We start from the raw sequence: 26,098 nt of genomic DNA on the forward strand, positions 1-26,098 counted from the left end.
CGTCTCGTCGACGTTCCTGGGGTCTGAACCGCCGCAGCGGCGGCGACCGGGTAAAGGGCAGTGACGAAGGGAGGCCGACGTGGCCGACAAGAAGGGCAAGGGCAGCGACACCGCCAAGAAGGCGAACGCGAAGGCGGCCGAGGAGGGCAAGAAGAACCCGCGGAAGTCCTCCGCCGCCCAGGCCGAGCTGGGCAAGAAGGGCGCCAAGGCGAAGAAGGGCAAGAAGAAGTAGTCCCGCACCAGCCGTGCTGAGGGTCAGGGGCGCGGGGCGGCGAGCTCCAAGTTGATGCCGTCCGGGTCCTGCAGCGACAGGATCACGAGCCCGAACGGGGGCAGGTCGGTCACGTCCCCGTGCGGGATACCGGCCTCCGTCAGCCGCTCGGCGGCGGCGTGCAGCTCGTCGACCGACCCGACCCGCAGGCTGAGGTGGTCGAGCCCGACGCGGTCGGGGTCGAAGGTGTCCCCCGGCGACGCCACCGGGCGCAGGCCGAGCGTCTGCCCGTGAAAGGTGAAGGAGCAGCCCCCGTACGTCCGCCACGGGTCCGTCCGGACGGTCGGGTCGTCGACCTGGTCGCTGAAGTCGCGACCGGGCGGCATCCCGAAGAGCCGGCTGTAGAACGCCTTGCTCCGGTGGATGTCGGTCACCGTCAGACGGACGTGCGAGTACCCCAGCGGGCTGACGATCGGGTCGGTCACGACCTGACGTCGGTCGAGACGTCGCTGCACCCGCAGTACGAGCCGTGCGCCGTGGGGAACCGGCAGGCCAGCGGGACTCCCGGACGCCACTTCGGCGAGCGGGCAGCGGGATGCTTGTAGCCGCCGTCGCTGGTCCTCGGCACGACCTTGACGAGGCAGATCGGGCACCACCCGGTCTCGGCGCTGAACGGCCACTCGGTCGCGAGGGTCTCGGTGGACGTGTCCTCGTCGATCGCGCGGATCCAGGCCGCATCCACCTCGGCGTCGGTCAGCGGGACGAGGGCGGGCGCGTCCGCCGGGTACTTCCGCAGCGTGCGGCAGCCGGCGAGGTGGAGCTCGCGCGCCGTGCTGGCGTTCGACTCCAGGTTCGCGACGACCGGCTGGCCGGTCACGCGGTAGACCTGGCCTCGGAACAGGGCCTCGGACTCCAGGGACACCTTGTACTCCTCTACGTGTCGTGGGTTCGGCAGGATCAGTTGTTGAAGCGGAACTCGACGACGTCGCCGTCGACCATCACGTAGTCCTTGCCCTCGAGGCGGACCTGGCCCTTGGACCGGGCGTTGTTGACCGTCCCGGCGGCCACGAGGTCGTCGTACGAGACGATCTCGGCCTTGATGAAGCCCTTCTGGAAGTCCGTGTGGATCACGCCGGCGGCCTCGGGGGCGGTGGCGCCCTTCGCGATCGTCCAGGCGCGCGACTCCTTGGGGCCCGCGGTCAGGTAGGTCTGCAGGCCGAGGGTGTCGAACGCGACGCGGGCGAGGTGGTCGAGGCCGGGCTCGTCCATGCCCATCTCGGCGAGGAGCTCGCGCGCCTCGTCCGGCTCCATCTCGACCAGCTCGGACTCGATCTTGGCGTCGAGGAAGATCGCCTCCGCCGGCGCGACGATCGCGCGCAGCCGGTCCAGCAGCGCGGCGTCGGCAAGCTCGTCGGAGTCGCAGTTGAAGACGTAGAGGAACGGCTTGGCCGTCAGCAGGAACAGCTCGCGCAGCGGCTCGCGGTCCAGCCCGGCGGCGAAGACCGTACGGCCGGAGTCGAGGACCTCCTGCGCCTCCTTGGCCGCGGCGATGACGGCCAGCTTGTCCTTGTTGGTGCGGGCCTCCTTCTCCAGCCGCGGCAGCGCCCGCTCGATGGTCTGGAGGTCGGCCAGGATCAGCTCGGTGTCGATGGTGGAGATGTCGTTGTCCGGCTCCACCTTGCCCTCGACGTGGGTGACGTCGGGGTCGACGAACACCCGCGTCACCTGGCAGATCGCGTCCGCCTCGCGGATGTGGGACAGGAACGCGTTGCCCATCCCCTCGCCCTGGCTGGCGCCGCGGACGATGCCGGCGATGTCGACGAAGCTGACCGTGGCCGGGACCGTGCGCTCGGAGGAGAAGAGGTCGCTCAGCACCCCGAGGCGGGGGTCCGGGACCCCGACGACGCCGACGTTGGGCTCGATCGTCGCGAACGGGTAGTTCGCGGCGAGGACGTCGTTGCGGGTCAGCGCGTTGAAGAGGGTGGACTTGCCGGCGTTGGGCAGTCCGACGATGCCGATGGTGAGAGCCACGTCGGACGAGCATACGGTTCCGCGGGCGCCAGCGCCGCGTGGAAGCCGGCCGGGGGTCGAGGAACGCTCCCCTGGGACTAGGGTCCGAAGACATGGCCGACCGACCACCGCTGCCCCCGTTCGACGCCGAGACCGCCGCCGTGAAGGTCCAGGCCGCCGAGGACGCGTGGAACAGCCGCGACGCCGAGCGCGTCTCGCTGGCGTACACGGAGGACTCGCAGTGGCGCAACCGCGACCAGTTCGTCTCCGGGCGGGCCGAGATCGTCGCGTTCCTCACGGCCAAGTGGGAGCGCGAGCACGACTACGCGCTGCGCAAGTCGCTGTGGGCGTACGCGGGGAACCGGATCGCGGTGCGCTTCGCCTACGAGTGCCGTGACGACGCCGGGCAGTGGTGGCGCAGCTACGGCAACGAGAACTGGGAGTTCGACGAGCACGGGCTGATGCGCCGCCGCGAGGCGAGCATCAACGACCTGGCCATCGCGGAGGCCGACCGGCGGATCTTCGGCCCGCGTCCCGAGAGCGAGCGCGGGGTCGACCTCCCCCTCCGCTGACGACAGCCGCGCACCTTCCTCACAGCCGCCCAGGTTGCGGACTGGGCGGTTGTGTCGGAGGTGCGCGGCTGTCGGTAGGTCAGCGGCCTCAGGACGGCTGGGTCAGGCGACCCCGGCCTCGCGCGCCTCGCGGATGCGACGGCGGCGCTTGGCCCCGAAGATCGCGCGGTCGAGGGAGATCCGGCCGGCGCCCGAGATGGCGAGGACGAGGGCGACGATCCCGGTGAGCCCGGCGAACTCGTACCCGCCGTCGGAGACGAAGAAGCCGTTGGGCAGGTGGACGAACCAGATGGCGACCGCCATGGCCGCCGCGTAGCAGATGCCGATGATCACCGTGAGCAGCCCGAAGACCATGGCGAGACCGCCGGCCAGCTCGAGGATGATGATCACGATGCCGGCCACCTGCGGCAGCGGCACGCCCATCTGGGTGAAACCGGACTGCGTCGCGGTGAAGCTGCCGCCGCCCTGCAGGAAGAGCTTCTGGTAGCCGTGGGCGAGCATGATCGCCGCGAGGCCGAGCCGCAGGATCAGCAGGCCGAGGTCGGCGCGGACGTGACTGCGGGGCCGGACGGGCTTGACGTCGCGGTCGAGGTCGGAGCGGTCGTCGTCGCGGTTGTTCGTGCTGAGCGAGCCGGTCGAGCCCGAGGGGCTCGTCGAGTACCCGTCAGGCCGGGTCGGCGGGGTGTAGGAGCTGGACACCGTCGGTCCTCCGAGGGTCGTGGCCCGGGTGCGGGCCGTGAACGACCACCGTAGGGGCGCGCGGACGCCCGACGAGGGACGCTCGCCGGGGCCGGGGCGCCCTACTCCGACCAGAACGCGGTGAGCGCCCGCGCGAGGTCGTGCGGGTCGCGCGAGCCGGTGAGCTCGCGGGCGGAGTGCATCGACAGCGTGGGGATGCCGACGTCGACGACCGCGAGGCCGAGCCGGGTCGCGGTGAGCGGGCCGATCGTCGAGCCGCAGGGCATGGCGTTGTTCGAGACGAAGGTCTGCACCCCGACCCCCGCCGTCCGGCACGCGGCGCGCCAGCGGGCCATGCCGACGCCCTCGCTGGCGTAGCGCTGGTTGGCGTTGATCTTGAGCAGCGGTCCACCGTTGAGCAGCGGCCGGTTGGCCGGGTCGTGCCGCTCGGGGTAGTTCGGATGCACGGCGTGGCCCGCGTCGGACGACACGCAGAACGAGCGCGCCCAGGCGCGGTGCTGCTCGTCGGTCCCGGCCCCGAGCGCCGCGCCGGTCCGGACGAGGACGTCGGCGAGCAGCGGCCCGGAGGCCCCCGTACGGCTCTCGCTGCCGAGCTCCTCGTGGTCGAAGGCGGCCAGGACCGCGATCTCGTCGCTCTCCCCCGCCGCGAGCAGGGCGGTCAGGCTCGCGTGCACGGACGCGAGGTTGTCGAGCCGGGCGGAGGCGAAGAACTCCCCCGCCGGGCCGAACACGCTCGGCGTCGCCGTGTCGAAGGCGAAGAGGTCGAACGCCTCGACGTCGGCCGCGCGCGCCCCGACGAGCGCGGCGACGTGGTCGAGGACCCCCGGCCCGGCCGTCCCGACGCCCCAGACCGGTGCGGTGTGGTGCTGCCGGTCGAGCTTGAGCCCGTTCTCCCCGATCCCGCGGTCGAGGTGGATGGCCAGCTGCGGGATGCGGACGACGGGACCGGTCCGCATCAGCGGCGTGCTCCCGTCGCGCAGCACCAGCCGGCCGGCCAGGCCGAGCTCGCGGTCGAGCCAGGAGTTGAGCAGCGGGCCGCCGTAGATCTCCCAGCCGAGCTGGTGCCAGCCGTACGCGGACAGGTCCGGAGAGGGCTTGAGCCGGAACGTCGGGGAGTCGGTGTGCGAGCCGACGACCCGGAACGGCGTCAGCGGTCCGGCGCCGGCGGGCACGCGCCAGGCCACGAGCGCCCCGTCGCGGACCAGGTAGTGCCCGCCCGGGCTCGCGTCCCAGGCCTCGGCCTCGTCCTGCTGCGTCCACCCGGCCGCCGCCAGCCGGCGGGCCCCCTCCGCCGCCGCGTGGTACGAGGTCGGCGAGGCCTGGACGAAGGCGGCCAGGTCGGCCACGTGGACGGCGGCTGGAGCGGTGGCGGGGTCTCGGGGCTCGGGCACGCGCCCACGGTAGACGGGCGTCCGCCGACGTGACACCGGTCGCTCCCGGGCACCCGACGGAGTGGCGTGGGCGTTGTGTCAGTGGGCCCCTGCATGCTCGTGGCCATGGACGGGATCTCGCTCTTGCTGCTGGTCGTGGCGCTGCTCGTGGGCGTCGTGGCCGGGGTGCTGGTCGGCCGCCGTCTGGCCGGTGCCGACCGCGACACGACCGACGCCCGGGCCGCGGCGGCGCTGGCCGCCGCACGTGCCGAGGTGTCCGAGGCCCAGGCCGGGGCGGCCCACGCCCGGACCGAGGCCGCGACCGCGCGTACGGAGGCGGCCCACGCCCGCGCCGAGCTGGGCCAGGCCCGCGCCGACGTGGCCGAGGCCAAGGCCGGCGTCGCCGAGGCTCGCGCCGGGGTCTCCGACGCACGCAGCGAGGCGTCGGCCGCCCAGGCCGAGGCGGCGATGGTCGCCGCGGAGATGGCGGGCGCGGTGGCCCAGCGCGACGCGGCCGTGGCCCGCGCGAAGGAGGTCGCGGCCGACCGCGAGGCGCTGCTCAACCACTTCAAGGTCGTCAGCAACGAGACGCTGGCGCGCCAGGGCGCGACGGCGGACGTGGCCCACGAGGGCCGGCTCAAGGCCACGGCCGAGCTGATGGCCCCCGTGCGCGAGCAGCTCGGCCTGCTCAGCAGTCGGCTGATCGAGGTGGAGAAGGAGCGGGTCGAGATGTCGGTCGACCTGCGCGCGCAGGTCCAGACCGTGCGGCAGACCGGCGAGACCCTGCGCCGCGAGACCTCCGCGCTGGTGACCGCGCTGCGCAAGCCGCAGATCCGCGGTTCGTGGGGCGAGACGCAGCTCAAGCGGGTGGCCGAGATCGCCGGCATGCTCGACCGCTGCGACTTCGAGCTGCAGCACACGATGACGACCGACGACAAGACGTTCCGGCCCGACATGCGGGTCAACCTGGCTGAGGGCAAGCACGTCTTCGTCGACTCGAAGGTGCCGCTGTCGGCGTTCCTCGAGGCGGCCGAGGCCGAGTCGGCGGAGGACGACGCGCGTCGTACGGAGGCCCTGGTCCGCTACGGGCGTCACGTCCGGACCCACGTCGACCAGCTGTCGACCAAGCAGTACTGGAAGGGCGGCGAGACGCCCGAGTTCGTCGTGCTGTTCCTGCCCAGCGAGGCCTTCTTCGCCGCGGCGCTCGAGCAGGTCCCCGACCTCTACGACTACGCGGCGAAGCGGAACGTGGTGCTGGCCACGCCGACCACGCTGATCGGGCTGCTCCGGGCGGTCGCGTACGGGTGGCGCCAGGCCGCGCTCGCCGAGAGCGCCGCTGAGGTGTTCCGGCTGGGCCGCGAGCTGCACGAACGGCTCGGCGTCATGGGCAGCCGCCTCGACAAGCTGGGCCGTGCGCTGCAGGGCTCGGTGAAGGCCTACAACGAGACGGTCGCGACGGTCGAGAGCCGGGTGCTGGTCCAGGCTCGCCGGTTCTCGGACCTCAAGGTCACCGAGGCCGAGCTCACCGGGCTCACCCAGCTCGAGGCGACGACCCGGCAGATCCAGGCCCCGGAGCTCGTCGAGGACGCGACCCAGGTCGAGCCGCTCATCGGCCGGACGAGCAAGCGGCGGAGCCGCGCGGCCTCGGCGCTCACCGCGAACGTTCCGGAGGCCGAGGAGCTCGTCCGCCCCGAGCCCGACCTGTGGGAGCTGGTGGGCGACGACGCCGCCGTCGAGGACGAGCGCAAGGCGCGCTCGTCCTGACGAGCCCTAGGAACGCTCCCTGAGCCTGTCGAAGCGGTGTCCTGAGCCCGTCGAAGGAGGCCTCGAAGAGGTCAGCGTTCCTGAACCACCCCGAGGGTCAGTCGCCCTGGACCTTGCGCTTGAGGCCGCGGCGCAGCTCGGGCGGGAGCGCGAAGGTCAGCGACTCCTCGGTGAGCCGCTCCTCGCGGGCCGCCGGGTAGCCCTGCTCGACGAGCAGCTCCAGGACGCCCTGGACGAGGTCGTCGGGAACGGACGCGCCGCTGGTGACGCCGACCGAGGACACGCCGTCGAACCAGGCGAGGTCGACCTCGGAGGCGTTGTCGACGCGGTAGGAGGTCTTCGCGCCCGCCTCGAGCGCGACCTCGACGAGGCGGACCGAGTTCGACGAGTTGGCCGAGCCGACGACGATCACGAGGTCGGAGTGGGCCGCGATCTGCTTGACCGCCGCCTGACGGTTGGTCGTGGCGTAGCAGATGTCGTCGCTGGGCGGGTCCTGCAGGAGCGGGAACTTCTCCTTCAGCCGCGCGACCGTCTCGAGCGTCTCGTCCACGCTCAACGTGGTCTGGCTCAGCCAGGCGAGCTTGCTCGGGTCGCGCACCTCGAGGGCGTCGACCTCGCCGGGCGACTGGACGAGGGTGATGCGGTCAGGTGCCTCGCCCGTCGTGCCCTCGACCTCCTCGTGACCGGCGTGGCCGATGAGGAGGATCTCGCGGTCCTCGCGGGCGAAGCGGAGCGCCTCGTGGTGCACCTTGGTGACGAGCGGGCAGGTCGCGTCGATGGCCTGCAGGCCACGCTCGACCGCCTCGGCCTTGACCGCGGGCGACACCCCGTGGGCGCTGAACACGACGGTGGAACCGGGCGGGACCTCGTCGAGCTCCTCGACGAAGATCGCGCCGCGAGCGGCCAGGTTCTCGACGACGTGCCGGTTGTGGACGATCTGCTTGCGGACGTAGACCGGGGCCCCGTACGCCTCGAGCGCCTTCTCGACGGTGACGACGGCGCGGTCGACTCCGGCGCAGTAGCCCCGCGGTGCGGCGACGACGACCTGCTTCGCCCCGGCCGGCGCAGGCGCGGCGGGCGGCAGGTCGAGGGTCGCGCTCGGGTTCGCTCCGGGGGTCTCAACCATGCTCCGAGTCTACTGAGCGGGCCGCAGCCGCTCAGCCCGTCGCCGGACCACGCGTCGGGGACCGGGTTTCGTCGGTGCGTCTCGTTAGGCTGCGCGCGTGGCCCTGGAGTCGTCCCCCGAGAACCCGCAGCCCCTGCGGCGCGTGGCGCACCTGGTCAAGGGCTGGATCGAGCGGCTCGGCCCGGTCTGGGTGGAGGCCCAGCTCATCGAGGTGAGCCGGCGGAGCGGTCGGACGATCTTCCTGACCCTGCGCGACAAGCTGGCGGAGGTCTCGGTGTCGGTCTCGGTCTCCCCGACGACCTTCGACGCCGCCGGGCCGCTGACGGAGGGCTCGACGGTGGTCGCCCGGCTCAAGCCGTCCTACTACGAGGCCTCCGGACGCTTCTCCTTCTACTGCGACGCCCTGACCCCGGTCGGCGAGGGCCGGCTCCTCGCCCGGCTCGAGCAGACCAAGCGGCTGCTCCAGGCCGAGGGCCTGTTCGACGCGGCGCGCAAGAAGCGGCTGCCGTTCCTCCCCCGCGCGATCGGGCTCATCACCGGCGCCGACAGCGCCGCGGAACGTGACGTGGTCGAGAACGCACGGCGCCGCTGGCCCGGCGTCCGGATCGAGGTCCGGCACACCCTGGTGCAGGGCCCGCAGGCGGCCGAGCAGGTCATGGCCGCGCTCGACCGGCTCGACGACCTGCCCGAGGTCGAGGTGATCGTCATCGCCCGCGGCGGTGGATCGCTGGAAGACCTCCTCGCCTTCTCCGACGAGGGGCTCGTCCGCGCGGTCGCGAAGGCGCGGACGCCCGTCGTCAGCGCCATCGGCCACGAGAGCGACAACCCGATCCTCGACCTGGTCGCCGACGTGCGCGCCTCGACGCCGACCGACGCGGCCAAGCGCGTGGTCCCCGACGTCGCCGAGGAACGCACCCGCATCACGCAGGTCTCCGCCCGGCTGGACCACCTCGTCGACGCCCTGATCGCCCGGCAGCAGGAGTCGCTGCGCGCGCTGCGGTCCCGTCCGGTGCTGGTCGACCCGACGGCCACGTTCACGGTGAACGAGGACCAGCTGACCAGCGCCCGGGCCCGTGCGCTGCGGGCTGTCAGCGTGCTGGTCGAGCGGGAGTCCGTCGCCGTCGCCCACCACCTCGCCCGCGTCCGCGCCATGTCGCCCAAGGCCACGCTCGAGCGCGGCTACGCCATCGTCGTCGGGCCCGAGGGCCACGCGCTGACGTCGGTGGACGACACCGACCCGGGCGACGACCTGCTGGCGTACCTCGCCGACGGCCAGCTGGCCGTCGAGGTGCGCGACGTCCGACCCGGAAGGAGTGCCGCATGAGCCCAGGAGGTCAGGCCACGGAGCCCGAGCTCTCGTACGAGCAGGCCCGCGACGAGCTCGTCAACGTGGTGCAACGCCTCGAGTCGGGCGGGGTGCCGCTCGACGAGTCGCTCAAGCTGTGGGAGCGCGGCGAGGAGCTCGCCGCGATCTGCCAGCGCTGGCTGGACGGAGCGCGGGCCCGGGTCGACGCCGCACGTCGGGCGCGGACGGACGCGCCAGCCCCGCAGGACTAGCCGGAGCTGGAGAGGATCCCCGCGTAGGTGTCGAGCGCCTCGTAGGGCAGGTCGCCGCTGACGATCGTGGTGACCTCGGGCGTCGTCTCGACCAGCGAGCGCGTACGCCCGTCCGGGCTGACCCGGCGCTCCCACGTATCGTCGCCGACGACGCTCTGGCCGTCGGCCACGCCCTTGCGGGTCTCGTCGGCGATGAAGGTCTGCGGCTGCAGGTCGCCCTGGCTGAGGCCGATGAAGACGTCGTCGCTGGTGAGGAAGCCGAGCTTCCACAGGTTGCGCGCGGACGGCTCGCCGTTGAGGTAGGTGTCCCCCGCCTTCACCCAGATCGCCTGGGTGGACCGCCACCCCGGCGGGAGGTTCACCGGCGCGAGCACGGGGTACGGCGACTGGGACCGGGCCAGGGCGACGGCCGGGCGCCAGTCCACCTCCTTGACGGGGTGGTCGCCGACGTCGCGGGTGAAGAAGGCCGTGATGAGCAGCAGCGGCACGATGATGACGAGGAGCGACCGGATGAGGTCGCCCATCGTCTGGGGCTTCTTGGGACGTGCCACGTGACCATGCTCCCGTACGAGACCAAGTGACCCGGTGACCGAGCCCTCCGCAGGGAGCTCGGTCACCGGGCCGGTCCCGGTCGGACGAGGCGGTTCGTCCGACCGGGAGGTTCTAGCGGCTCAGCCCCGGCGGCGACGCCGCGAGACCACCACGGTGGCGGACCCGGCTCCGAGCAGCAGCAGCGCGGCCAGCCCGATCAGCAGGGACGGTCCACCGGTGTTGGCGAGCCCGTTGCCGTTGCCGTTCCCGTTGTTGCCATTGCCGTTGTTGCCGTTCCCGTTGTTGCCGTTCCCGCCGTTGTTGCCGTTGCCGTTGCCGTTCCCGTCGCCCGAGCCCACGTCGACCGTGAAGTCGACCGGGTCGGACACCTGGTCCGGCTGGTCCGGCGTGCTCTGCGTGGCGGTGACGGTGTGGTCACCGTCGGGCAGCGTGACCGTGATGCAGAACTCGCCGTCCTGGTCGACCGTGGCCTGACCCAGCACCGTCCCGTCCTCGTCGCGGAGGACGACCGTCGAACCGGCCTGACCCGTCCCGCAGATGTCGGTCGGCGTGTCCACCGTCTCGCCGCCCACCGGAGTCGTGATCACTGGCGGTGCCGGCGCGACGACGAAGGCTCGGACGTTGGACAGGTCGAGCGACGGGTCGGGGTCACCAGGGGCCTCGTCGGAGAAGAACTGCTGGGCCTGCACGCGGTACGTGCCGTAGTCCAGCGCCTCCGCCGGCGGGACGTCGAACGTCCAGTTGCCGTTCACGTCCACCACCGCGGTCCCGATCAGGTCACCGGCCGCGACCGCGCGGTCGGTCGTCGGCCCGTCCTCGACCGCCGTCACCCGGATGTTCGCCCCGGGGACGCCCGTACCGCTGATGGTCGGCGTCGGGTCGACCACCTCCAGCTCCGTTGGCTGCACGATCACCGGGGGCGCGACGATCACGAAGTCGACCTCGTCGGTCTGCTCCGACTCGTTGCCCGCGACGTCGGTGGCCAGCGCGCGGAGCATGTGCGTTCCACCGCTCAACGGGGTCGTCGGGGTGTACGCCCACATCTCTCCGTCGTCGACCGCCACGTCGTCGGCGAGCTCGTCCCCGTCGAGGAACAGGGTCACCGTCGACCCCACGGTCGCCGTCCCCGTGAACGTCGGGGTGGTGTCGCGGAACCGCTGCCTGTCCGTCGGGACCGTGATCGTCACCGTCGGCGCGGTGGCGTCGACGACGAAGTTCCGGGTCGGGGTGACCTGCGAGACGTTGCCCGCCGCGTCGGTCTGCGTGGCGGTCGCCGTGTGCGGCCCGTCGACCAGCTCAGCCGTCGGCGTGAACGTCCACGTCCCGTTCGTCCCGACCTTGGCCGAGCCGCGGAACGTGCCGTCGATCGTGACGGCGACGGTCGCCCCGGGCTCACCCGTACCCGAGACGGGCGGCGTGCGGTCGGACGTGGTCGACCCCTGGGCCGGCGCGACGATGACCGGCGCGGCAGCGGAGGTGTCCACGGTGAAGTTCACCGGGGCGCTGGGCGTCGAGACGTTGCCGAGCGTGTCGGTCTGGGTCGCCGTGACCGTGAACGTCCCGTCCCCGAGGGCCGGGCCGGTCACGGTCCACTTGCCGTTCGGACCGACGACCGCGGTGAACGGGGGCAGCCCGGCGATGGTGACCGTCACGGTCGCACCCGGCTCGCCCTGGCCCGTGATCGTCGGCGTGGCCGTGTTGACCGTGCCGCCGTCCGTGGGAGCCGTGATGACCGGAGCTCCGACCGTCGTGTCGACGGTGAAGGTCGTCGGGTTCGACTGCGCCGACGGCTGCCCGTCGACGTCGACCTGGATGGCGGTGGCGGTGTGCGGACCGTCCTTCAGCGCGACGGTCAGCGGCAGCGACCAGGTCCCACCCGGCGCCACGAGCACGGCTCCGACCTCCTTGTCGTCGATCGTGAGGGTCAGCGTGTCGCCCGCCTCTCCGGTCCCCGACACGACCGGGGTGCTGTCCCCGGTCGTCGTGCCGTTCGCCGGCAGCAGGATCACCGGCGCGGACGGAGCGGTCGAGTCCACCGTGAAGTCGCGCGGCGTGCTCGGGCCGGACGCGTTGCCGGCCGGGTCGGTCTGGACCGCGGTGGCCGTGTGGTCGCCGTCCTCCAGGCCCGGCAGGACCACGGTCCAGCCGCCACCCGGAGCGACGGTGACGGGACCGTAAGTGGCTCCGTCCTCGTCGGTCACGACGACCGTCGCGCCCGGGACACCGGTGCCGGCCACGGTCACGCTCGGACCGGTGACGGTGGCGCCCTGCGTCGGAGCGGTGATCACCGGCGCGGCCGGAGCGGCCGTGTCGACGGTGAACGTGACGTCGTCGGCGCCGGAGGCGTTGCCGGCGGCGTCGGTCTGCACGGCCGCGACGGTGTACGTGCCGTCGGCGAGCCCGTTGGACGGGATGAAGGTCCAGCCCCCGCCCGCAGCAACCGTCGCCGTGCCGAACGGGGCACCGCCGATCGTGAGCGTGATCGTGGCCCCCTCCTCACCGGTGCCCGCGATCGTCGGCGTCGGGTCGTTGACCACCTGGTTCTGGGTGGGCGCCGTGATCACCGGGGCGACCGGGATCGTGCCGTCCACCCGGAAGGTGTTGGTGTTCGAGGCGGGCGAGATCGTGCCGGCGGCGTTGGTCGCCACGGCGAACACCGTGTGGTTGCCGTCGACGAGCTCGGGCGAGACGAGGGAGAACGCGCCGTTGGGCGCCGCCGTCGTCGTACCGACCGAGACCCCGTCCACGAACAGCCGGACGCTGTTCCCGCCCTGCGTGGTGCCCGCCAGGGTCGGCGTGCGGTCGGCGACGACCGACCCGTTGGCCGGCTGGGTCACGACCGGAGCCGGTACCGGCGCCACGGCGGTGTTCACCGTGAAGGTCACCGGGGTGCTCGGCGCCGAGACGTTCCCGGACACGTCGGTCTGGACGGCACTCACCGTGTGGGGACCGTCCGACAGCGGGAAGACCGGGGTGTAGGTCCAGCTCCCGTTGCCGGCAACCGTCGCCGAGCCGGCGACCAGGCCGTCCAGGCTGACCGTGACGGTCGCGCCCGGCTCACCGGTCCCCGTGATGACCGGCCTCGAGTCAGCTGTGGTCGACCCCTGGACCGGCGAGCTGATGACCGGCGGAGCGGCGGCGGTGTCCACCGTGAAGGTCGTGCTGGCGGCGTCGAAGACGTTGCCCGCAGCGTCGGTCTGTGTCGCCCTCGCGGTGTGCGGGCCGTTGCCGAGGCCGGGAGCCGGGATCTCGACGCTCCAACCGCGGTTCCCGGCCACGGTGGTCGTGACCGGGGCGCCGCCGTCGACGCGAACCGTCACGGTCGCGCCCGCTTCGCCGGTGCCGGAGACCGTCGGGGTCGGGTCATTCGTCGTGCTGCCGTTCGCGGGAGCGATGATCACCGGAGCGGCCGGAGCACCGGTGTCCACGGTGAAGGTCGTCGGGTTGGACTGGGCCGAGGCCTGTCCGTCCACGTCGACCTGCACCGCGGTCGCCGTGTGCGGCCCGTCGTCCAGCGCGTCCACCAGCGGCAACGACCAGGTCCCGTTCGGGGCGACGAGCACCGTCCCGACCTCGTCGTCGTCGATCGTGACGGTCAGCGTGGCGGCAGCCTCACCGGTGCCCGAGACCACCGGGGTGTCGTCGCCGGTCGTCGAACCGTTCGCGGGCAGCAGGATCACCGGAGCCAGCGGAGCCGACGGGTCGACCGTGAAGTCACGCGGCGCGCTCGCGCCGGAGACGTTCCCGGCCGGGTCGGTCTGGATCGCGGTCACCGTGTGGGCACCGTCCTCGAGGCCCGGCAGCTGCACCGACCAGATTCGGTTCTGACCGACCCTCACCGGGCCGTACGTCGTCCCGTCCTCGTCGGTCACCAGCACGTCGGCGCCGGGCTCACCGGTGCCCGAGACCGTGACGTCCGGCCCGGTGACGGTGGCGCCCTGGGTGGGCGCAGTGATCACCGGTGCGGCCGGAACGGTCGTGTCGATCGTGAAGCCGACCGAGTCCGCAGCAGAGGTGTTGCCGGCCGGGTCGGTCTGGAAGGCGTCGACCGTGTGCGGGCCGTCGGGGATCGGGGTGGTCGGGGTGAAGGTCCACGTGTTGGCCGGTCCTGCGATCAGCACCGTGCCCAGGACGGCCCCGTCGAGGCTCACGGTGACGGTGTCGCCCACCTCCCCGGTGCCGGTGATGGTCGGCGTGGAGTCGGCCACGGTCTGGCCCTCGGTCGGGGCCGTGACGACAGGCGTCACCGGGGTCCCCGTGTCGACGGTGAAGGTGTTCGTGGCGGACGGGAGCGAGACGTTCCCGGCTTCGTCGGTCGCCACCGCGTAGACGGTGTGGGGGCCGTCGCCGAGGACCGGCGAGGTGACGGACCAGCCGCCGCCGGCGCCCGCGGTGGTGATGCCCACTGGGGCGTCGTCGACGAAGACCTGCACGGACGCGTTGCCCTCGGCCGTGCCGACCAGGGCTGGAGTCGTGTCGGAGGTGCTCGAGCCGTTGGCCGGCTGGATGACCACCGGAGCTGCCGGCGCGGTCACGTCGACCACGAACCGGACCTGGGCGCTCAACGGCGAGACGTTGCCGGCGACATCGGCGGAGGTGGCGGTGACCGTGCGGTTGCCCGAGGTCAGCGGCGTCGTCAGCGGCAGCGTAAAGACGCCGTCGGGCCCGGCCGTGGTGGTGCCGACCGAGCCGCCGTCGATCAGGACCGTGACCTCGCTGAGCCGCTCGGCGGTGCCGCGGATCGTGGGCGTCGGGTTGGTGTGCTGGCCCTCCGTCGGAGCGGTGACGACCGGCGCGAGCGGGGCCCGGCTGTCGACGACGAAGTTGCGGTCCGCGGTGGGCGCAGAGGTGTTCCCGGCCACGTCGGTCGCGGTTGCCGCGGCGTAGTGCGGCCCCTGAGCCAGAGCGGTCGGTACGTCGATGGTCCAGCCACCGCCGACGGCGGCCGCCGGCGCGGTGCCGATCGACTGACCGTCGACGAAGACCGTGACGAGAGCTCCCGGCTCTGCGGTCCCGGCGATCGTCGGGGTGTCGTCGTCCACCCGGGCGCCTTCGAACGGGGTGTTGATGACCGTCCCCGTCGGTGCGGTGGCGTCGACCGTGAAGGTGACGTCGTCGGCCACGGAGACGTTGCCGGCCGGGTCGGTCTGCGTGGCCGAGACCGTGTGCTCCTCCTCGCTCAGCGGGGTCGACGGCGTGAAGGTCCAGCTGCCGTTGTCGCCGACCGGAGCGGTGCCCAACGGTTCGCCGTCGATCGAGACGTTGACCGTGGCACCCGGCTCACCCGTACCGAGGATCGTCGGCGTGGTGCTGCTGGTGACGTCGCCCTCGCCGGGATCGGTGATCACGGGGGCGTCCGGGACGCCGGTGTCGACCCGGAACGTGGTGTCGTCGGCCGGCGACACGTTGCCACCCAGGTCGGTCTGGGTCGCGGAGGCGGTGTGCAACCGGGGCGTGAGCGCGGTCGGCGCTTCCAGGGTCCAGTTCCCGATCCCGTCGACCAGCGCGGTCCCGACGACGGTTCCGTCGATGCTGACCGTGACGGTGAAGCCGGCGTCGCCGGTACCGGCGATGGTCGGCGTGGTGTCCTTCGTCGAGCTGCCGTCGACCGGTGTCGTGATCACGGGTGCGTCCGGAGCAACGGTGTCGACGGTGAAGAGGGACGACGCCGGGCCGGAGACGTTGCCGGCCGGGTCGGTCTGGACGGCCACCGCGGTGTGCGGGCCCCCGCCCAGCGCGTCGGTCACGGGGACGGTCCAGGTACCGGCGGCGCTCACGACCGCCGTGCCGATCGGGGTGTCGTCGATCGTGACCGCCACCGTGGCCCCGATCTCTCCGGTGCCGGAGACGTCGGGCGTGGTGTCACCCGTGGTCGAGTTGTTCGCCGGGGTGAGGATCGCCGGCGGAGCAGGGGCGGCGGTGTCGATGGTGAAGGTGACCGCGTTCGACTGCGAGGAGGGGTTGCCCCCGCCGTCGGTCTGGACGGCGGACACCGTGTAGGTGCCGTCCGGCAGGACCGGGGTGGTGACCGTCCACGTGCCGCCCGTGACCGGGACGGGGCCGAAGGTCTGGCCGCCGGTCGTGGTGACGGTGACGGCCGAGCCCGTCTCGCCGGTACCGGAGATCTCGACCGTGCTGACCTTGGTGACCGACCCGTTCGTGGGCTGCTGGATCACCGGCGCGGCGGGCGCGGACGAGTCGACGGAGAAGGTGCGGGTGTTCGACACCGGGGAGGCGTTGCCGGCCGGGTCGGTCTGCACCGCCGAGACCGCGTACGGGCCGTCGGCGAGGTTGGGCAGCACGACCGAGAAGGTGCCGCTGGGCGTCACCGTGACCGGACCGTACGTCTTCCCGGTCTGGTCGGTGACCACCACGCGTGCACCCGCTTCACCGGTGCCGGAGACGGTCACGTCCGGGCCCGTGAGGGTCGCGCCTTCCGCCGGGCCGGTGATCACCGGTGCCTGCGGGGCAGCGGTGTCGACCGTGAACCTGTTCACGTCGGGGGGCGAGACGTTGCCCGCCGTGTCGGTCTGGATCGCGCTCACGGCGTGCAGGCCCTCGGCGAGCGGCGTCGTGACCGGGATGGTCCAGCTGCCGGCGTTCGTCACCGTCACCGTGCCCAGCAGGGCGCCGTCGATGCTCACCTGCACCCGAGCCGTGGGCTCACCGGTGCCGCTGATCGTGGGCGTGGGGTCGGTGGTGCTGGACCCGTCCGCCGGCGCGACGATCACGGGAGCGTCGGGCGCGTCGGTGTCGACCGTGAAGGTGTTGGTGTTCGACCGGACAGAGGTGTTGCCTGCCGCGTCGGTCGCCGTGGCGTAGACGGTGTGCTCGTCGTCGTCGAGGGCTGCAGGGGCCACCTTGCTGAACGCGCCCGAGCTGCTGGCGGTGACCGTGCCGATCGAGTCGCCGTCGACGAAGATCTCGACCTCGGCGCCGGGCACCGCGGTGCCGGTGATCGTCGGCGTCGGGTCGGTGGTGATGCTGCCGTCGGCCGGGCTGACGACGACGGGCGCGGCGGGAGCCGTGCTGTCGATCGTGAACGCGTTGGTGTTCGAGCGCACCGAGGTGTTGCCCGCGGCGTCGGTCGCCTGGACGTACGCGGCGTGCGGGCCGTCAGGGATCGAGGTGTTCGGCGTGAAGCTGAAGGCGCCGCCGGCGGTCGCGGTGGTCGTGCCGATCGAGGTGCCGTCGACGAGGACCCGGACGGTCGACCCGCCCTCGGCCGTCCCGGTGAAGGTCGGGGTGTCGTCGCGGGTCAGCAGCCCGTCAGCCGGGTCGACGAGCACGGGAGCGGCGGGCGCCACGGAGTCGACCGTGAAGGTGTTCACGTTCGAGCGGTCCGAGGTCGTGCCGAGCAAGGTCTGTGTGATCGAGACCGTGTGACTTCCCTCCGCGAGCGCGGCGGGCTGCGTGAAGCTCCAGCTGCCGTCGTTGTCGACGGTCCCGGCGTTCACGGCCGTCCCGCTGTCGACGCTGAGGTTGACGGTGGCGCCAGGGGTGCCGGTGCCGCGGTAGGTCGGGGTGCTGTCGTTCGTCACGGCACCGTCGCCCGGAGCGGTGACGGCGGGCGTGGCGGGCTTCGGGGCCGGGCAATCGATCCCGCCGGCCGGCGCCTTGGCCTCGGCGCGCAGCGGGAGCAGGTTGAGCGTCGCCGTCGCCACGGCCGGGATCCGGATCTCGATGCTGACGACCGACACCGCGGCGCTCGCGCTCTGACCGTTCGCGTTCGTCGCGGCGGTGGGGGTGTTGGCGCGCACCGTGACCGAGGCGAGGCCGACGCTGAAGGGGATCGAGGCGCCGGGTTCGATCGTCGTGGTGCGGCCGCCGGTCGTCACCTTGATGGTCGCCGGGTCGTAGGTTATGGCGGACCCGCCGGCGCTGCCGCTGGCCGTCGCACGGAGCGTCGAGTCGCCGGCCACGGCGACGGTGAGGCCTCCGTTCAGGACGGAGACGCCGGTGATGTTGCCGGTGGCGGTGCTCTGCACGCCCCGGTTGAGCCCGTTGCCGCCGGTGGAGACCAGACGCGTCTGCCCGCGGGTGGAGGACACGCCCGTGTCCAGGAGGTTGAGGAGGTCGACCGAGACACCGGCCGTCCGGACCTGGGCGTCCGCGAGGACCCCGTCGGTCACGCAGCTGTTGTCACCCGACCAGTGGGCCTCGTTCACCGTGGAGATCGCCCCCACGCTGGCCACCGCGGAGTTCACGCCGACGAGGGTCCCGGTCTCGGGACCGCGGTCCGGCGGCGCGGTCACCCGGTTGGACGCGACCCCAAGGCCGAGCCCGGCGACGGCGGCCGCGATGTTGCTCGACCGGGAGTCCGAGCGCGGGTTGAGGCCCGAGCCGCTGTCGACCTGGCTCACGGCCAGCCGCGCGTCCGCCAGGTTCAGCCCACCGAGGACGTTGACCCCGAGGCCGAGCACGTCGCCGCCGGCGGAGCCCGACCACGCCGCGGTGGGCGGTGCGGCTGATGCCGTCAGCGGTGCGGCGGACAGCAGTCCGACCATCATGGCGACAGCGAGGAGGGGGGCGAGCAGCCGACGCATCTGGATGCCTTCGATCGTGAGCGACCCGGCGTCTGCGGACGCCGAGGGATCTCCCCCGAGAGAGCCGAACGATGGCATCGGGGACCGGCCTGCGGCCGATCAGTTGAGGCATCTACCAAATTCTTCTGCGTGTCGACAGAAGGAGCGAGAAGCAATTCTTCTGGCACCGCGAGAAAACATCGTTGTCACCGCAGAAACCTAAGAATCACCTTCAGGAAACTGCCTGTCACCCGCTCGGACGACAATCCGCTCAGGCAGGATGTGGGGGTGCAGGACCTCGCCACCCTCGCCCGTTCGAGCACCCCACGGGGCGAGGTCGTGCTCCGTCAGAGGGGCTCCGTCGAGGAGCTCGTGGTCAACGGGACGTTCGCCATGGACAGCACCGAGACGAGCAGCGAGCGCGAGCTCGGGCGGCTCGCCCGGGGTGCCGGACGCGTGCTCGTGGGCGGTCTCGGGCTCGGCTACACCGTCGCCGCCGTGCTCGACGAGGCCGACCGGGGCGCGTACGCGGTGGCGGTGGACGTCGTCGAGCTCGAGGCGGACCTGGTCGCCTGGGCGCACGAGGGCCGGACGCCCACCCTGGCCCGCGCAGCCACCGACCCCCGCGTACGCCTGTTCAGCGGTGACGTCGCGACCGTCCTGGCCGGGCGGCGGAAGGACCTGCCCGGACCGTGGGACGCGATCCTGCTGGACGTCGACAACGGGCCCGACTTCCTCATCCACGCGGCCAACGACGCGCTCTACGCCGAGCCCGGGCTGCGGGACGCGTACGCCCGCGTCGCCCCCGGCGGTGTCCTCGCGATCTGGTGCCAGGCCCCCTCGCCTCCCCTGCTCGCCGCGCTGGCGCGCATCGACCCCTCGGCGCGGGAGAGACGGCACGAGGTGCAGCGCGAGGGACGGACCTTCACCTACGCCGTCGAGACCGTCCGCCGCCCACGCGCCTGACGAGGTCGGGGTCGTGGGCCACAATGTCCGCCATGGCCAGCGACGACGCCCAGACCCCGTTCCGGACCGAGCACGACACGATGGGCGAGGTCCAGGTGCCGCGGGACGCCCTGTGGAAGGCGCAGACCCAGCGGGCCGTCGAGAACTTCCCGATCTCGGGCACCCCCATCGAGCCGGCGCTGGTCGCCGCCCTCGGGATGATCAAGGGCGCTGCGGCACAGACGAACGCACGGCTCGGACGCATGCCCCAGGAACGCGCCGACGCCATCGCCGCGGCGGCCGCGCAGGTCGCGTCGGGCACGCACGACGCCGAGTTCCCGATCGACGTGTTCCAGACCGGGTCGGGCACCTCGAGCAACATGAACGCCAACGAGGTCATCGCCTCGCTCTCGAGCACGGCGCTGGGCGCGGACGTCCACCCCAACGACGACGTGAACATGTCGCAGTCCAGCAACGACGTGTTCCCGAGCGCGATCCACATCGCCACGACGCAGGGCCTCGTGCAGACGCTCGTCCCGGCGCTGGCCCACCTGGCTGCGTCGCTCGAGGCCAAGTCGGCCGAGTTCGCCGAGGTGGTCAAGAGCGGGCGCACGCACCTGATGGACGCGACCCCGGTGACGCTCGGGCAGGAGTTCGGCGGCTACGCCGCGCAGGTCCGCTACGGCATCGAGCGGGTCGAGGCCGCGGTCCCCCGCGTCGCCGAGCTGCCCCTGGGCGGCACGGCCGTCGGGACCGGGATCAACATGCCTCCCGGGTTCGCCACCGCCGTGATCGGGATCGTCGCCGAGCAGACCGGCCTGCCCTTCACGGAGGCCCGCAACCACTTCGAGGCCCAGGGCGCGCGCGACGCGCTCGTCGAGGCGTCCGGGGTGCTGCGCACCATCGCGGTCAGCCTGAACAAGATCGCCAACGACATCCGCTGGATGGGGTCGGGCCCGCGCGCCGGCCTCGGCGAGATCGCCCTGCCGGACCTGCAGCCGGGCAGCTCGATCATGCCGGGCAAGGTCAACCCGGTGCTCTGCGAGGCGATGACCCAGGTCAGCGCCCAGGTGATCGGGAACGACGCGGCCGTCGCGTTCTCCGGCGCGGCGGGGGCCTTCGAGCTGAACGTCATGCTCCCCGTGATGGCCCGGAACGTCCTCGAGTCGATCCGGCTGCTGGCCAACATCAGCCGCGTCTTCGCCGACCGCTGCGTCGACGGCATCACCGCCAACGTCGAGCACTGCCGCTTCCTGGCCGAGTCGAGCCCCTCGATCGTGACCCCGCTCAACCGCTACATCGGGTACGAGAACGCTGCCGCGGTGGCCAAGCAGGCCCTGAAGGAGGGCCGCACGATCCGCGAGGTCGTGATCGACCGCGGCTTCGTCACCGACGGCAAGCTCACCGAGGAGCAGCTCGACGCGGCCCTCGACGTCCTGTCGATGACGAGGTCTCCCGCCTGACGCGCAGCGTCAGAGTGCTTGACCCAGCCCCCGCCGACGGACGCGCCTCCGCCTGGACGACCGAGAGAGCACGACAACGCTTTTCCGTCGTGCGAACGAGGGAGGAAGGCGGAGGGTCAGAGCGTCCGGAGCGCCGGAGCGAAGCGGAGGCAATTTAGTAGTTGCCGGCACTCTCCCAGTGCGACTTGGCGTCGCACGGGCTGCCGTAGCGGCTCTTCATGTACTGCGCGCCCCAGACGATCTGGGTCGCGGGGTTGTCGCGCCAGTCGGGCGCAACGCTCGCCATCTTCGAGCCGGGGAGCGACTGCGGGAGACCGTACGCCCCCGAGCTCGCGTTCTGCGCGTGGACGTCCCAGTTGCTCTCGCGCTCGATGATCCAGCTGAAGCAGGCGTACTGGTCCTCGCCGTAGCTGAACTTGTTCATCAGGATCTGCCGGGCGATCTCGCGGACGTCGGTGGTGCCCGGGGTGTAGCCCTCGTTCGCGATCGCGGCGTCGCGAGCCTTCTTCTCCGCCGCCTCGGCCGCGGCCTCGGCCGCCTCGGCCTTCGCCTTCGCTGCCTTGATCTCGGCCTTGATCTCGCTCGACCGCTCGTCGATCGCCCGACCCTGGGTCCCGAGACCGACGGCCCGCTGGTACGCCGCCTGGGCCGTGGTGGCCGCGATGCGGGCGCGGTCGGCCTCGCGGGTGTCGCGCTCCGCGGTCGCCGCACGTTCCGCGTCGGCGACCGGGTCCGCGGGCACGAACTGGACCGGCACGAACTCACCGGTCGCGGCAGCGGCGACCGGAGGGGCGGCCACGGTGGGCGTCGTCGAGGCCCCGAGCGCGGTCACGCCGGCCACCACCGCGAACGTCGCCGCTCCGAGCCCGGCGAGGCCGTGACGGACGAGACGACGCATCCTTCAACGATGCCACAGCGGCCAGAACGTGGGGCCGCTTGCGGAGGCTTGAGGCTGGGAGCGTGAGGGACCGAACGTCTCGCGCGGCCGTGACCCTCAGTAGTTGCCGGCACTCTCCCAGTGCGACTTGGCGCCGCAGGGGCTGCCGTAGCGGCTCTTCATGTACTGCGCGCCCCAGATGATCTGGGTCGCCGGGTTGTCGCGCCAGTCGGAGGCCACGCTGGCCATCTTCGACCCGGGCAGCGACTGCGGGAGCCCGTACGCCCCGGAGCTCGCGTTCTCCGCGTGGACGTTCCAGCCGCTCTCGTGCTTGATGATCCAGTCGAAGCAGGAGAACTGGTCGGAGCCGTAGCCGAACTTGTTGTCGAGGATCTGCCGGGCCATCTCGCGCGGGTCGGTGACGCCGACCTCGTACCCCTGCGCCTTGATGGCGGCCCGCCGCTTCTTCTCCGCGGCCGCGGCCTTCGCCTTGGCCTCGGCGGCGGCCTTGGCTTTCGCCTTCTTGATCGCCTTCGACGACTGGTCGATGGCGGTGCTCTGGGTGTCGAGGTTGGTCTCCCGCTGCTCCGCGGCGGCGACCACCGCGGTCGCGATGCGGGTGCGCTCGGCGTCGCGGTTCTCGCGCTCGGCGGCGGCGCCGCGCTGCGCGTCGACCGCCGGGTCCTGGGGCGCGACCACCGACTGCGGGACCGTCGTGACGGCCGGGGCCGCCAGCGTCGTCGTCGCCGGCCCGGCCAGCGCGGTCACCCCGGCGACCACCGCGAACGTGGCGGCCCCTGCTCCAGCGAGACCATGACGGACGAGACGACGCACCGGGGAACCATGCCACAGCGCCGTTATCAAAACGAAATCTTCACCGCGCGAGGGTGACGGCACGGTCACGGGCGGGAGCGCCGCACGTCCCGCCCGGCGAGGGCCGGGCGGGCGCGGCGACGCTCAGATGCCGATGTCCTCCAGCATGTCCGTGACGAGGGCCGCGATGGGCGACCGCTCGGAACGGTGCAGCGTGACGTGGGCGAAGAGCGGGTGGCCCTTCAGCTTCTCGACGACCGCGGCGACGCCGTCGTGGCGACCGACGCGGAGGTTGTCGCGCTGGGCGACGTCGTGGGTGAGCACGACGCGGGAGTCCTGCCCGATGCGGCTGAGCACGGTGAGCAGGACGTTGCGCTCGAGCGACTGGGCCTCGTCGACGATCACGAACGCGTCGTGCAGCGACCGTCCGCGGATGTGGGTCAGCGGCAGGACCTCGAGGAGGCCCCGTTCCATGACCTCCTCGATGACGACCTTCGAGGTCACCGAGCCGAGGGTGTCGAACACCGCCTGCGCCCAGGGCGCCATCTTCTCGCCCTCGGAGCCCGGCAGGTAGCCGAGCTCCTGGCCGCCCACCGCGTACAGGGGACGGAACACGACGACCTTGGAGTGCTGGCGCCGTTCGAGCACGGCCTCCAGGCCGGCGCACAGCGCGAGGGCCGACTTGCCCGTCCCGGCCCGGCCGCCGAGGGAGACGATGCCGACCGACGGGTCCAGCAGGAGGTCGAGCGCCACGCGCTGCTCGGCGGACCGGCCGTGAACCCCGAAGGCGTCGCGGTCCTTGATCAGGCGGAGCTCCTTGCTCGGCGTGACCCGGGCGAGCGCCGTCGAGCTGGCGCCGAGCAGCACGACGCCGGTGTGGCAGGGCAGGTCCCGACCGGCCTCGAGGTCGAGCGTCCCGCTCTCGTACAGGGTGTCGAGCTCGGCGCTGGTCGCGTCCAGCTCGACCATGCCGGTCCAGCCCGAGCTGACCGCGAGCTCGGCACGGTACTCCTCGGCCCGCAGCCCGACCGACGCCGCCTTGACCCGCATCGGCAGGTCCTTGGACACGAGGGTGACGTCGCGTCCCTCGACGGAGTAGTTCAGCGCCACGGCGAGGATCCGCGAGTCGTTGTCGCCCAGCCGGAACCCCTCGGGCAGCGCCCGCGGGTCGGTGTGGTTGAGCTCGACGTGGAGCGTGCCGCCCTCGTCGTTCGCGGGGACGGGGGCGTCGAGGCGCCCGTGGCGGACCCGCAGGTCGTCGAGGTGACGCAGGGCCGTCCGGGCGAAGAAGCCGAGCTCGGGGTGGTCGCGCTTCCCCTCGAGCTCGGTGACCACCACCAGCGGGAGCACGACGTCGTGCTCGGCGAAGCGGCGCAGGGCGTGCGGGTCGCTCAGCAGGACGGAGGTGTCGATGACGTACGTGAGGCGGCCGTCGGGCTCCGCCGCGGCAGGGGCGGGAGCAGAAGCGAGAGACACAGGTCTTCCCTTCGAGGGGGCCGCACGCCATCCGCGCCCGGCCCCACAGGTCACGTGGTCGGCCGGGACCGATGGCGGACCGCGTACGGTCCGAGGTTCGTGCCCGTCAGCAGACGGAGCATGCATCGCCTCCCAGGCGGTCCGCTTCCCCACGGCCCGCACCTCGGACGCTACGTCGCTCAGGGAGCGCTCAGGACCCGCCACGCCGGTCCTTCATCCGATCGACCTCCCCCCGTAACCCGGACGGCGGCGGAAGGATGGCGGGCGTGTTCGAGGGGTTCACCGAGGAGCTGGTCGACGGCGACGGGGTGCCGGTCCTCGTCCGCCACCGCCTGCTGCCGGGCCGTCCGGTCGTGCTGCTCGTGCACGGCCACCCGCGTACCTCGGCGACCTGGCACCGCGTCGCCCCGCTCCTGGTCGAGGCGGGGCTGTCGGTGGTCTGCGCCGACCTCCCCGGCTACGGCCGCTCGGGCAAGCCGACGCCGACCGCCGACCACGCCCCGCACGCGAAGACCGCGCACGCACGCCGGCTGCGCGCGGCGATGCACGGCCTCGGCGTCGACCGCTTCGCCGTCGTCGGTCACGACCGGGGCAGCTACGTCGCGTTCCGGCTGGCCCTCGACCACCCCGACACCGTCACCCGGGTCGCGCTCCTGGACTGCATCCCGGTCGTCGAGCACCTGGAACGCTGCGACGCCCGCTTCGCCACCGCGTGGTGGCACTGGTTCTTCTTCGCTCAGCCGGACGAGCCGGAGCGGGTGATCAACGCCGACCCGCTCGCCTGGTACGCGTTCGACGAGGCCCGGATGGGCGCCGCGAACGCGGCTGAGTGCCGGGCGGCGGTGCAGGACCCGGCCGTCGTGCGCGGGATGCTCGAGGACTACCGCGCCGGGCTGACCGTCGACGCCGACGAGGAACGGGCCGCCCGGTCCGCCGGGCTCCGCGTCACGCAGCCGCTCCTCGTGCTGTGGTCGCTGCGCGACGACCTCGAGGACCTGCACGGCGACCCGCGGCTGATCTGGCGGGCCTGGGCCGACGACGTGTCCGGTCACGGCCTCGACGCCGGCCACCACGTCGCCGAGGAGGCGCCCGGGGAGCTGGCGGCCGCGCTGGCCGGGTTCCTCCCGGCAGGAGGCTGACGAGGTCTGCTCAATTCGTGCACCGAGATCGAGGGGCGCCTCGCTGTCCGAGCGTGCGACCGATGCCTCAGCGCCACCTCGGGCTACGGATTGAGCAGATGGCCTCCTCGACCAGCTTCACGACCACGTCTGGATGGTCCTCGAGCATCCGCCAGGTGACGCGCAGCACCATCCAGCCCTCGAGGACGAGGTCGTTCTGGCGCCATCGGTCGCTCTCGAACAGCTCCGGGTCGGTCTGGTGGAGGCGGCCGTCGATCTCGATCACCAGCCTCAGCGCCGGGAAGCCGACGTCGAGGAAGTAGTGGTGCCCACGGAGGTGGACGGGCAGGTTGGCCTTCCAGCCGGTGATGCCCGCACCCCTCAGCAGGCGATGGCAGAGTCGCTCGGCGGCTGACCACGGCTCGTCACGCGAGTCGAGCAGGACCGCACGTCGGTCCACGTTGCCCGCCCGGGAGGGGCAGAGCCGGAGCGCCTCGTGCAGACCCGGCAGCGTGCCCGCGCGGGTCAGCAGGAGCCGGTCGATCGCGTCTCCGCCGAGCTCCGTGGACAGGTCCAGAGCCGTGAGGTCCGGGCACGTCGCGCGGAGCCCCTGCCGCTCGAGCAGCAGCTCGGGGGGAACACGGCGCTTCGAGAAGGTGAACCCCGGCTGCGGGTCCCGCGCCCACGGCAGGGCGCACTCCACCGACGCCCCGGGAAGCTGCGGCCAGAACGTGACCTGCGCAGCCGTGCGCCCGACCAGCACCGCGTCCGGCGCCCACCTCGCGAGGGCGGCGAGGCGCGCCGCCCGTTCGCCGCTGGTCGCCGCGGTCGCGTAGACGCCGGGCAGCACGGCGACGAGCTCGCCGTCCCGCACCAGCCGCGCCATCGCGCCGGCCAGCTCCGGACGGTCCCGTCGCGCCACCACCCCGTCGCGCTGGACCAGGGCACGGACCTCGTCGGAGAGCCTCATGCCTCCAGGACGTCACAACGGTGTTGTCAGCCCTGTTGTCCCGGACGCCC

20 protein-coding genes are annotated in these 26,098 nt (G+C 72.6%); 8 read left to right on the plus strand and 12 right to left on the minus strand.

All coding sequences use genetic code 11. From position 1 onward, the window contains the following. Positions 1-79: 79 nt before the first annotated feature. On the plus strand, positions 80-232 hold the full coding sequence (locus tag FHX39_RS17220; RefSeq protein ID WP_183340421.1) for a hypothetical protein: 153 nt from the start codon (positions 80-82) through the stop codon (positions 230-232). A 23-nt stretch (positions 233-255) separates the two neighbouring features. On the opposite strand, the gene FHX39_RS17225 is transcribed toward FHX39_RS17220, so the two are convergent. Genes FHX39_RS17225 through ychF form a run of 3 tightly spaced genes read right to left on the minus strand, consistent with a single transcriptional unit; the run spans position 256 to position 2,242 of the window. Further along, the gene (locus FHX39_RS17225; RefSeq protein WP_183340423.1) at positions 256-696 is read right to left on the minus strand and encodes a VOC family protein; all 441 of its coding nucleotides are present in this window, start codon (positions 694-696) and stop codon (positions 256-258) included. Further along, positions 693-1,133 (minus strand): hypothetical protein, encoded by a 441-nt coding sequence (locus tag FHX39_RS17230; RefSeq protein ID WP_183340425.1) that lies wholly within the window; start codon positions 1,131-1,133, stop codon positions 693-695. Before FHX39_RS17230 ends, FHX39_RS17225 begins: the two co-directional genes overlap by 4 nt. 35 nt (positions 1,134-1,168) lie before the next feature. Continuing rightward, positions 1,169-2,242, minus strand: a complete 1,074-nt coding sequence (gene ychF, locus FHX39_RS17235) for a redox-regulated ATPase YchF (protein WP_183340427.1) — start codon at positions 2,240-2,242, stop codon at positions 1,169-1,171. Positions 2,243-2,334: 92 nt separating this feature from the next. Here ychF and FHX39_RS17240 point away from each other — a divergent pair, with 92 nt between their 5' ends. Continuing rightward, positions 2,335-2,793 carry a nuclear transport factor 2 family protein gene (locus tag FHX39_RS17240; RefSeq protein WP_183340430.1) on the plus strand — a complete coding sequence of 153 codons (459 nt, stop codon included), beginning with the start codon at positions 2,335-2,337 and terminating at the stop codon, positions 2,791-2,793. Positions 2,794-2,895: 102 nt separating this feature from the next. Here FHX39_RS17240 and FHX39_RS17245 read toward each other — a convergent pair whose 3' ends face one another. Then, the gene (locus tag FHX39_RS17245) at positions 2,896-3,492 is read right to left on the minus strand and encodes a DoxX family protein (RefSeq protein ID WP_198423449.1); all 597 of its coding nucleotides are present in this window, start codon (positions 3,490-3,492) and stop codon (positions 2,896-2,898) included. 101 nt (positions 3,493-3,593) lie between these two features. After that, on the minus strand, positions 3,594-4,883 hold the full coding sequence (locus FHX39_RS17250; protein ID WP_183340432.1) for a M18 family aminopeptidase: 1,290 nt from the start codon (positions 4,881-4,883) through the stop codon (positions 3,594-3,596). 105 nt (positions 4,884-4,988) lie between these two features. Between FHX39_RS17250 and FHX39_RS17255 the strand changes: the two genes are divergently transcribed. Further along, positions 4,989-6,626, plus strand: a complete 1,638-nt coding sequence (locus FHX39_RS17255; protein WP_232530651.1) for a DNA recombination protein RmuC — start codon at positions 4,989-4,991, stop codon at positions 6,624-6,626. Between the two features lie 97 nt (positions 6,627-6,723). On the opposite strand, the gene FHX39_RS17260 is transcribed toward FHX39_RS17255, so the two are convergent. Continuing rightward, positions 6,724-7,752 carry a 4-hydroxy-3-methylbut-2-enyl diphosphate reductase gene (locus tag FHX39_RS17260; RefSeq protein WP_183340433.1) on the minus strand — a complete coding sequence of 343 codons (1,029 nt, stop codon included), beginning with the start codon at positions 7,750-7,752 and terminating at the stop codon, positions 6,724-6,726. 97 nt (positions 7,753-7,849) lie between these two features. On the opposite strand from FHX39_RS17260, the gene xseA reads away from it, so the two are divergent. Both xseA and FHX39_RS17270 read left to right on the plus strand, forming a co-directional pair. Then, a complete protein-coding gene (gene xseA / locus FHX39_RS17265) occupies positions 7,850-9,076 on the plus strand; it encodes an exodeoxyribonuclease VII large subunit (RefSeq protein ID WP_183340435.1) in 1,227 nt (408 codons plus the stop codon). Next, the gene (locus FHX39_RS17270) at positions 9,073-9,309 is read left to right on the plus strand and encodes an exodeoxyribonuclease VII small subunit (protein WP_183340437.1); all 237 of its coding nucleotides are present in this window, start codon (positions 9,073-9,075) and stop codon (positions 9,307-9,309) included. Before xseA ends, FHX39_RS17270 begins: the two co-directional genes overlap by 4 nt. On the opposite strand, the gene FHX39_RS17275 is transcribed toward FHX39_RS17270, so the two are convergent. After that, a complete protein-coding gene (locus tag FHX39_RS17275; RefSeq protein ID WP_183340439.1) occupies positions 9,306-9,860 on the minus strand; it encodes a DUF4245 domain-containing protein in 555 nt (184 codons plus the stop codon). The genes FHX39_RS17270 and FHX39_RS17275 overlap by 4 nt on opposite strands. A 120-nt stretch (positions 9,861-9,980) precedes the next feature. After that, entirely contained in the window at positions 9,981-18,407 is an 8,427-nt protein-coding gene (locus FHX39_RS17280; RefSeq protein ID WP_183340441.1) for an Ig-like domain-containing protein, read from the minus strand. A gap of 267 nt (positions 18,408-18,674) precedes the next feature. Here FHX39_RS17280 and FHX39_RS17285 point away from each other — a divergent pair, with 267 nt between their 5' ends. Both FHX39_RS17285 and FHX39_RS17290 read left to right on the plus strand, forming a co-directional pair. Then, on the plus strand, positions 18,675-19,352 hold the full coding sequence (locus FHX39_RS17285; protein ID WP_183340444.1) for a spermidine synthase family protein: 678 nt from the start codon (positions 18,675-18,677) through the stop codon (positions 19,350-19,352). 32 nt (positions 19,353-19,384) lie between these two features. Then, the gene (locus tag FHX39_RS17290) at positions 19,385-20,794 is read left to right on the plus strand and encodes a class II fumarate hydratase (RefSeq protein WP_183340446.1); all 1,410 of its coding nucleotides are present in this window, start codon (positions 19,385-19,387) and stop codon (positions 20,792-20,794) included. A gap of 154 nt (positions 20,795-20,948) precedes the next feature. Here FHX39_RS17290 and FHX39_RS17295 read toward each other — a convergent pair whose 3' ends face one another. From FHX39_RS17295 to FHX39_RS17305, 3 genes are all read right to left on the minus strand, one after another. After that, the gene (locus FHX39_RS17295) at positions 20,949-21,692 is read right to left on the minus strand and encodes an aggregation-promoting factor C-terminal-like domain-containing protein (RefSeq protein ID WP_183340449.1); all 744 of its coding nucleotides are present in this window, start codon (positions 21,690-21,692) and stop codon (positions 20,949-20,951) included. Positions 21,693-21,788: 96 nt separating this feature from the next. Then, a complete protein-coding gene (locus FHX39_RS22280; protein ID WP_198423450.1) occupies positions 21,789-22,505 on the minus strand; it encodes an aggregation-promoting factor C-terminal-like domain-containing protein in 717 nt (238 codons plus the stop codon). A gap of 123 nt (positions 22,506-22,628) precedes the next feature. Continuing rightward, the gene (locus FHX39_RS17305) at positions 22,629-23,960 is read right to left on the minus strand and encodes a PhoH family protein (protein ID WP_332836901.1); all 1,332 of its coding nucleotides are present in this window, start codon (positions 23,958-23,960) and stop codon (positions 22,629-22,631) included. 266 nt (positions 23,961-24,226) lie between these two features. Between FHX39_RS17305 and FHX39_RS17310 the strand changes: the two genes are divergently transcribed. Then, a complete protein-coding gene (locus FHX39_RS17310) occupies positions 24,227-25,099 on the plus strand; it encodes an alpha/beta fold hydrolase (RefSeq protein ID WP_332836902.1) in 873 nt (290 codons plus the stop codon). A 67-nt stretch (positions 25,100-25,166) separates the two neighbouring features. On the opposite strand, the gene FHX39_RS17315 is transcribed toward FHX39_RS17310, so the two are convergent. Next, complete coding sequence (locus FHX39_RS17315) at positions 25,167-26,048, minus strand: endonuclease domain-containing protein (RefSeq protein WP_183340453.1); 882 nt, start codon at positions 26,046-26,048, stop codon at positions 25,167-25,169. Between the last annotated feature and the right edge of the window lie 50 nt (positions 26,049-26,098).

It is taken from the genome of Microlunatus antarcticus, assembly GCF_014193425.1.
Classification (GTDB): Bacteria; Actinomycetota; Actinomycetes; order Propionibacteriales; family Propionibacteriaceae; genus Microlunatus; species Microlunatus antarcticus.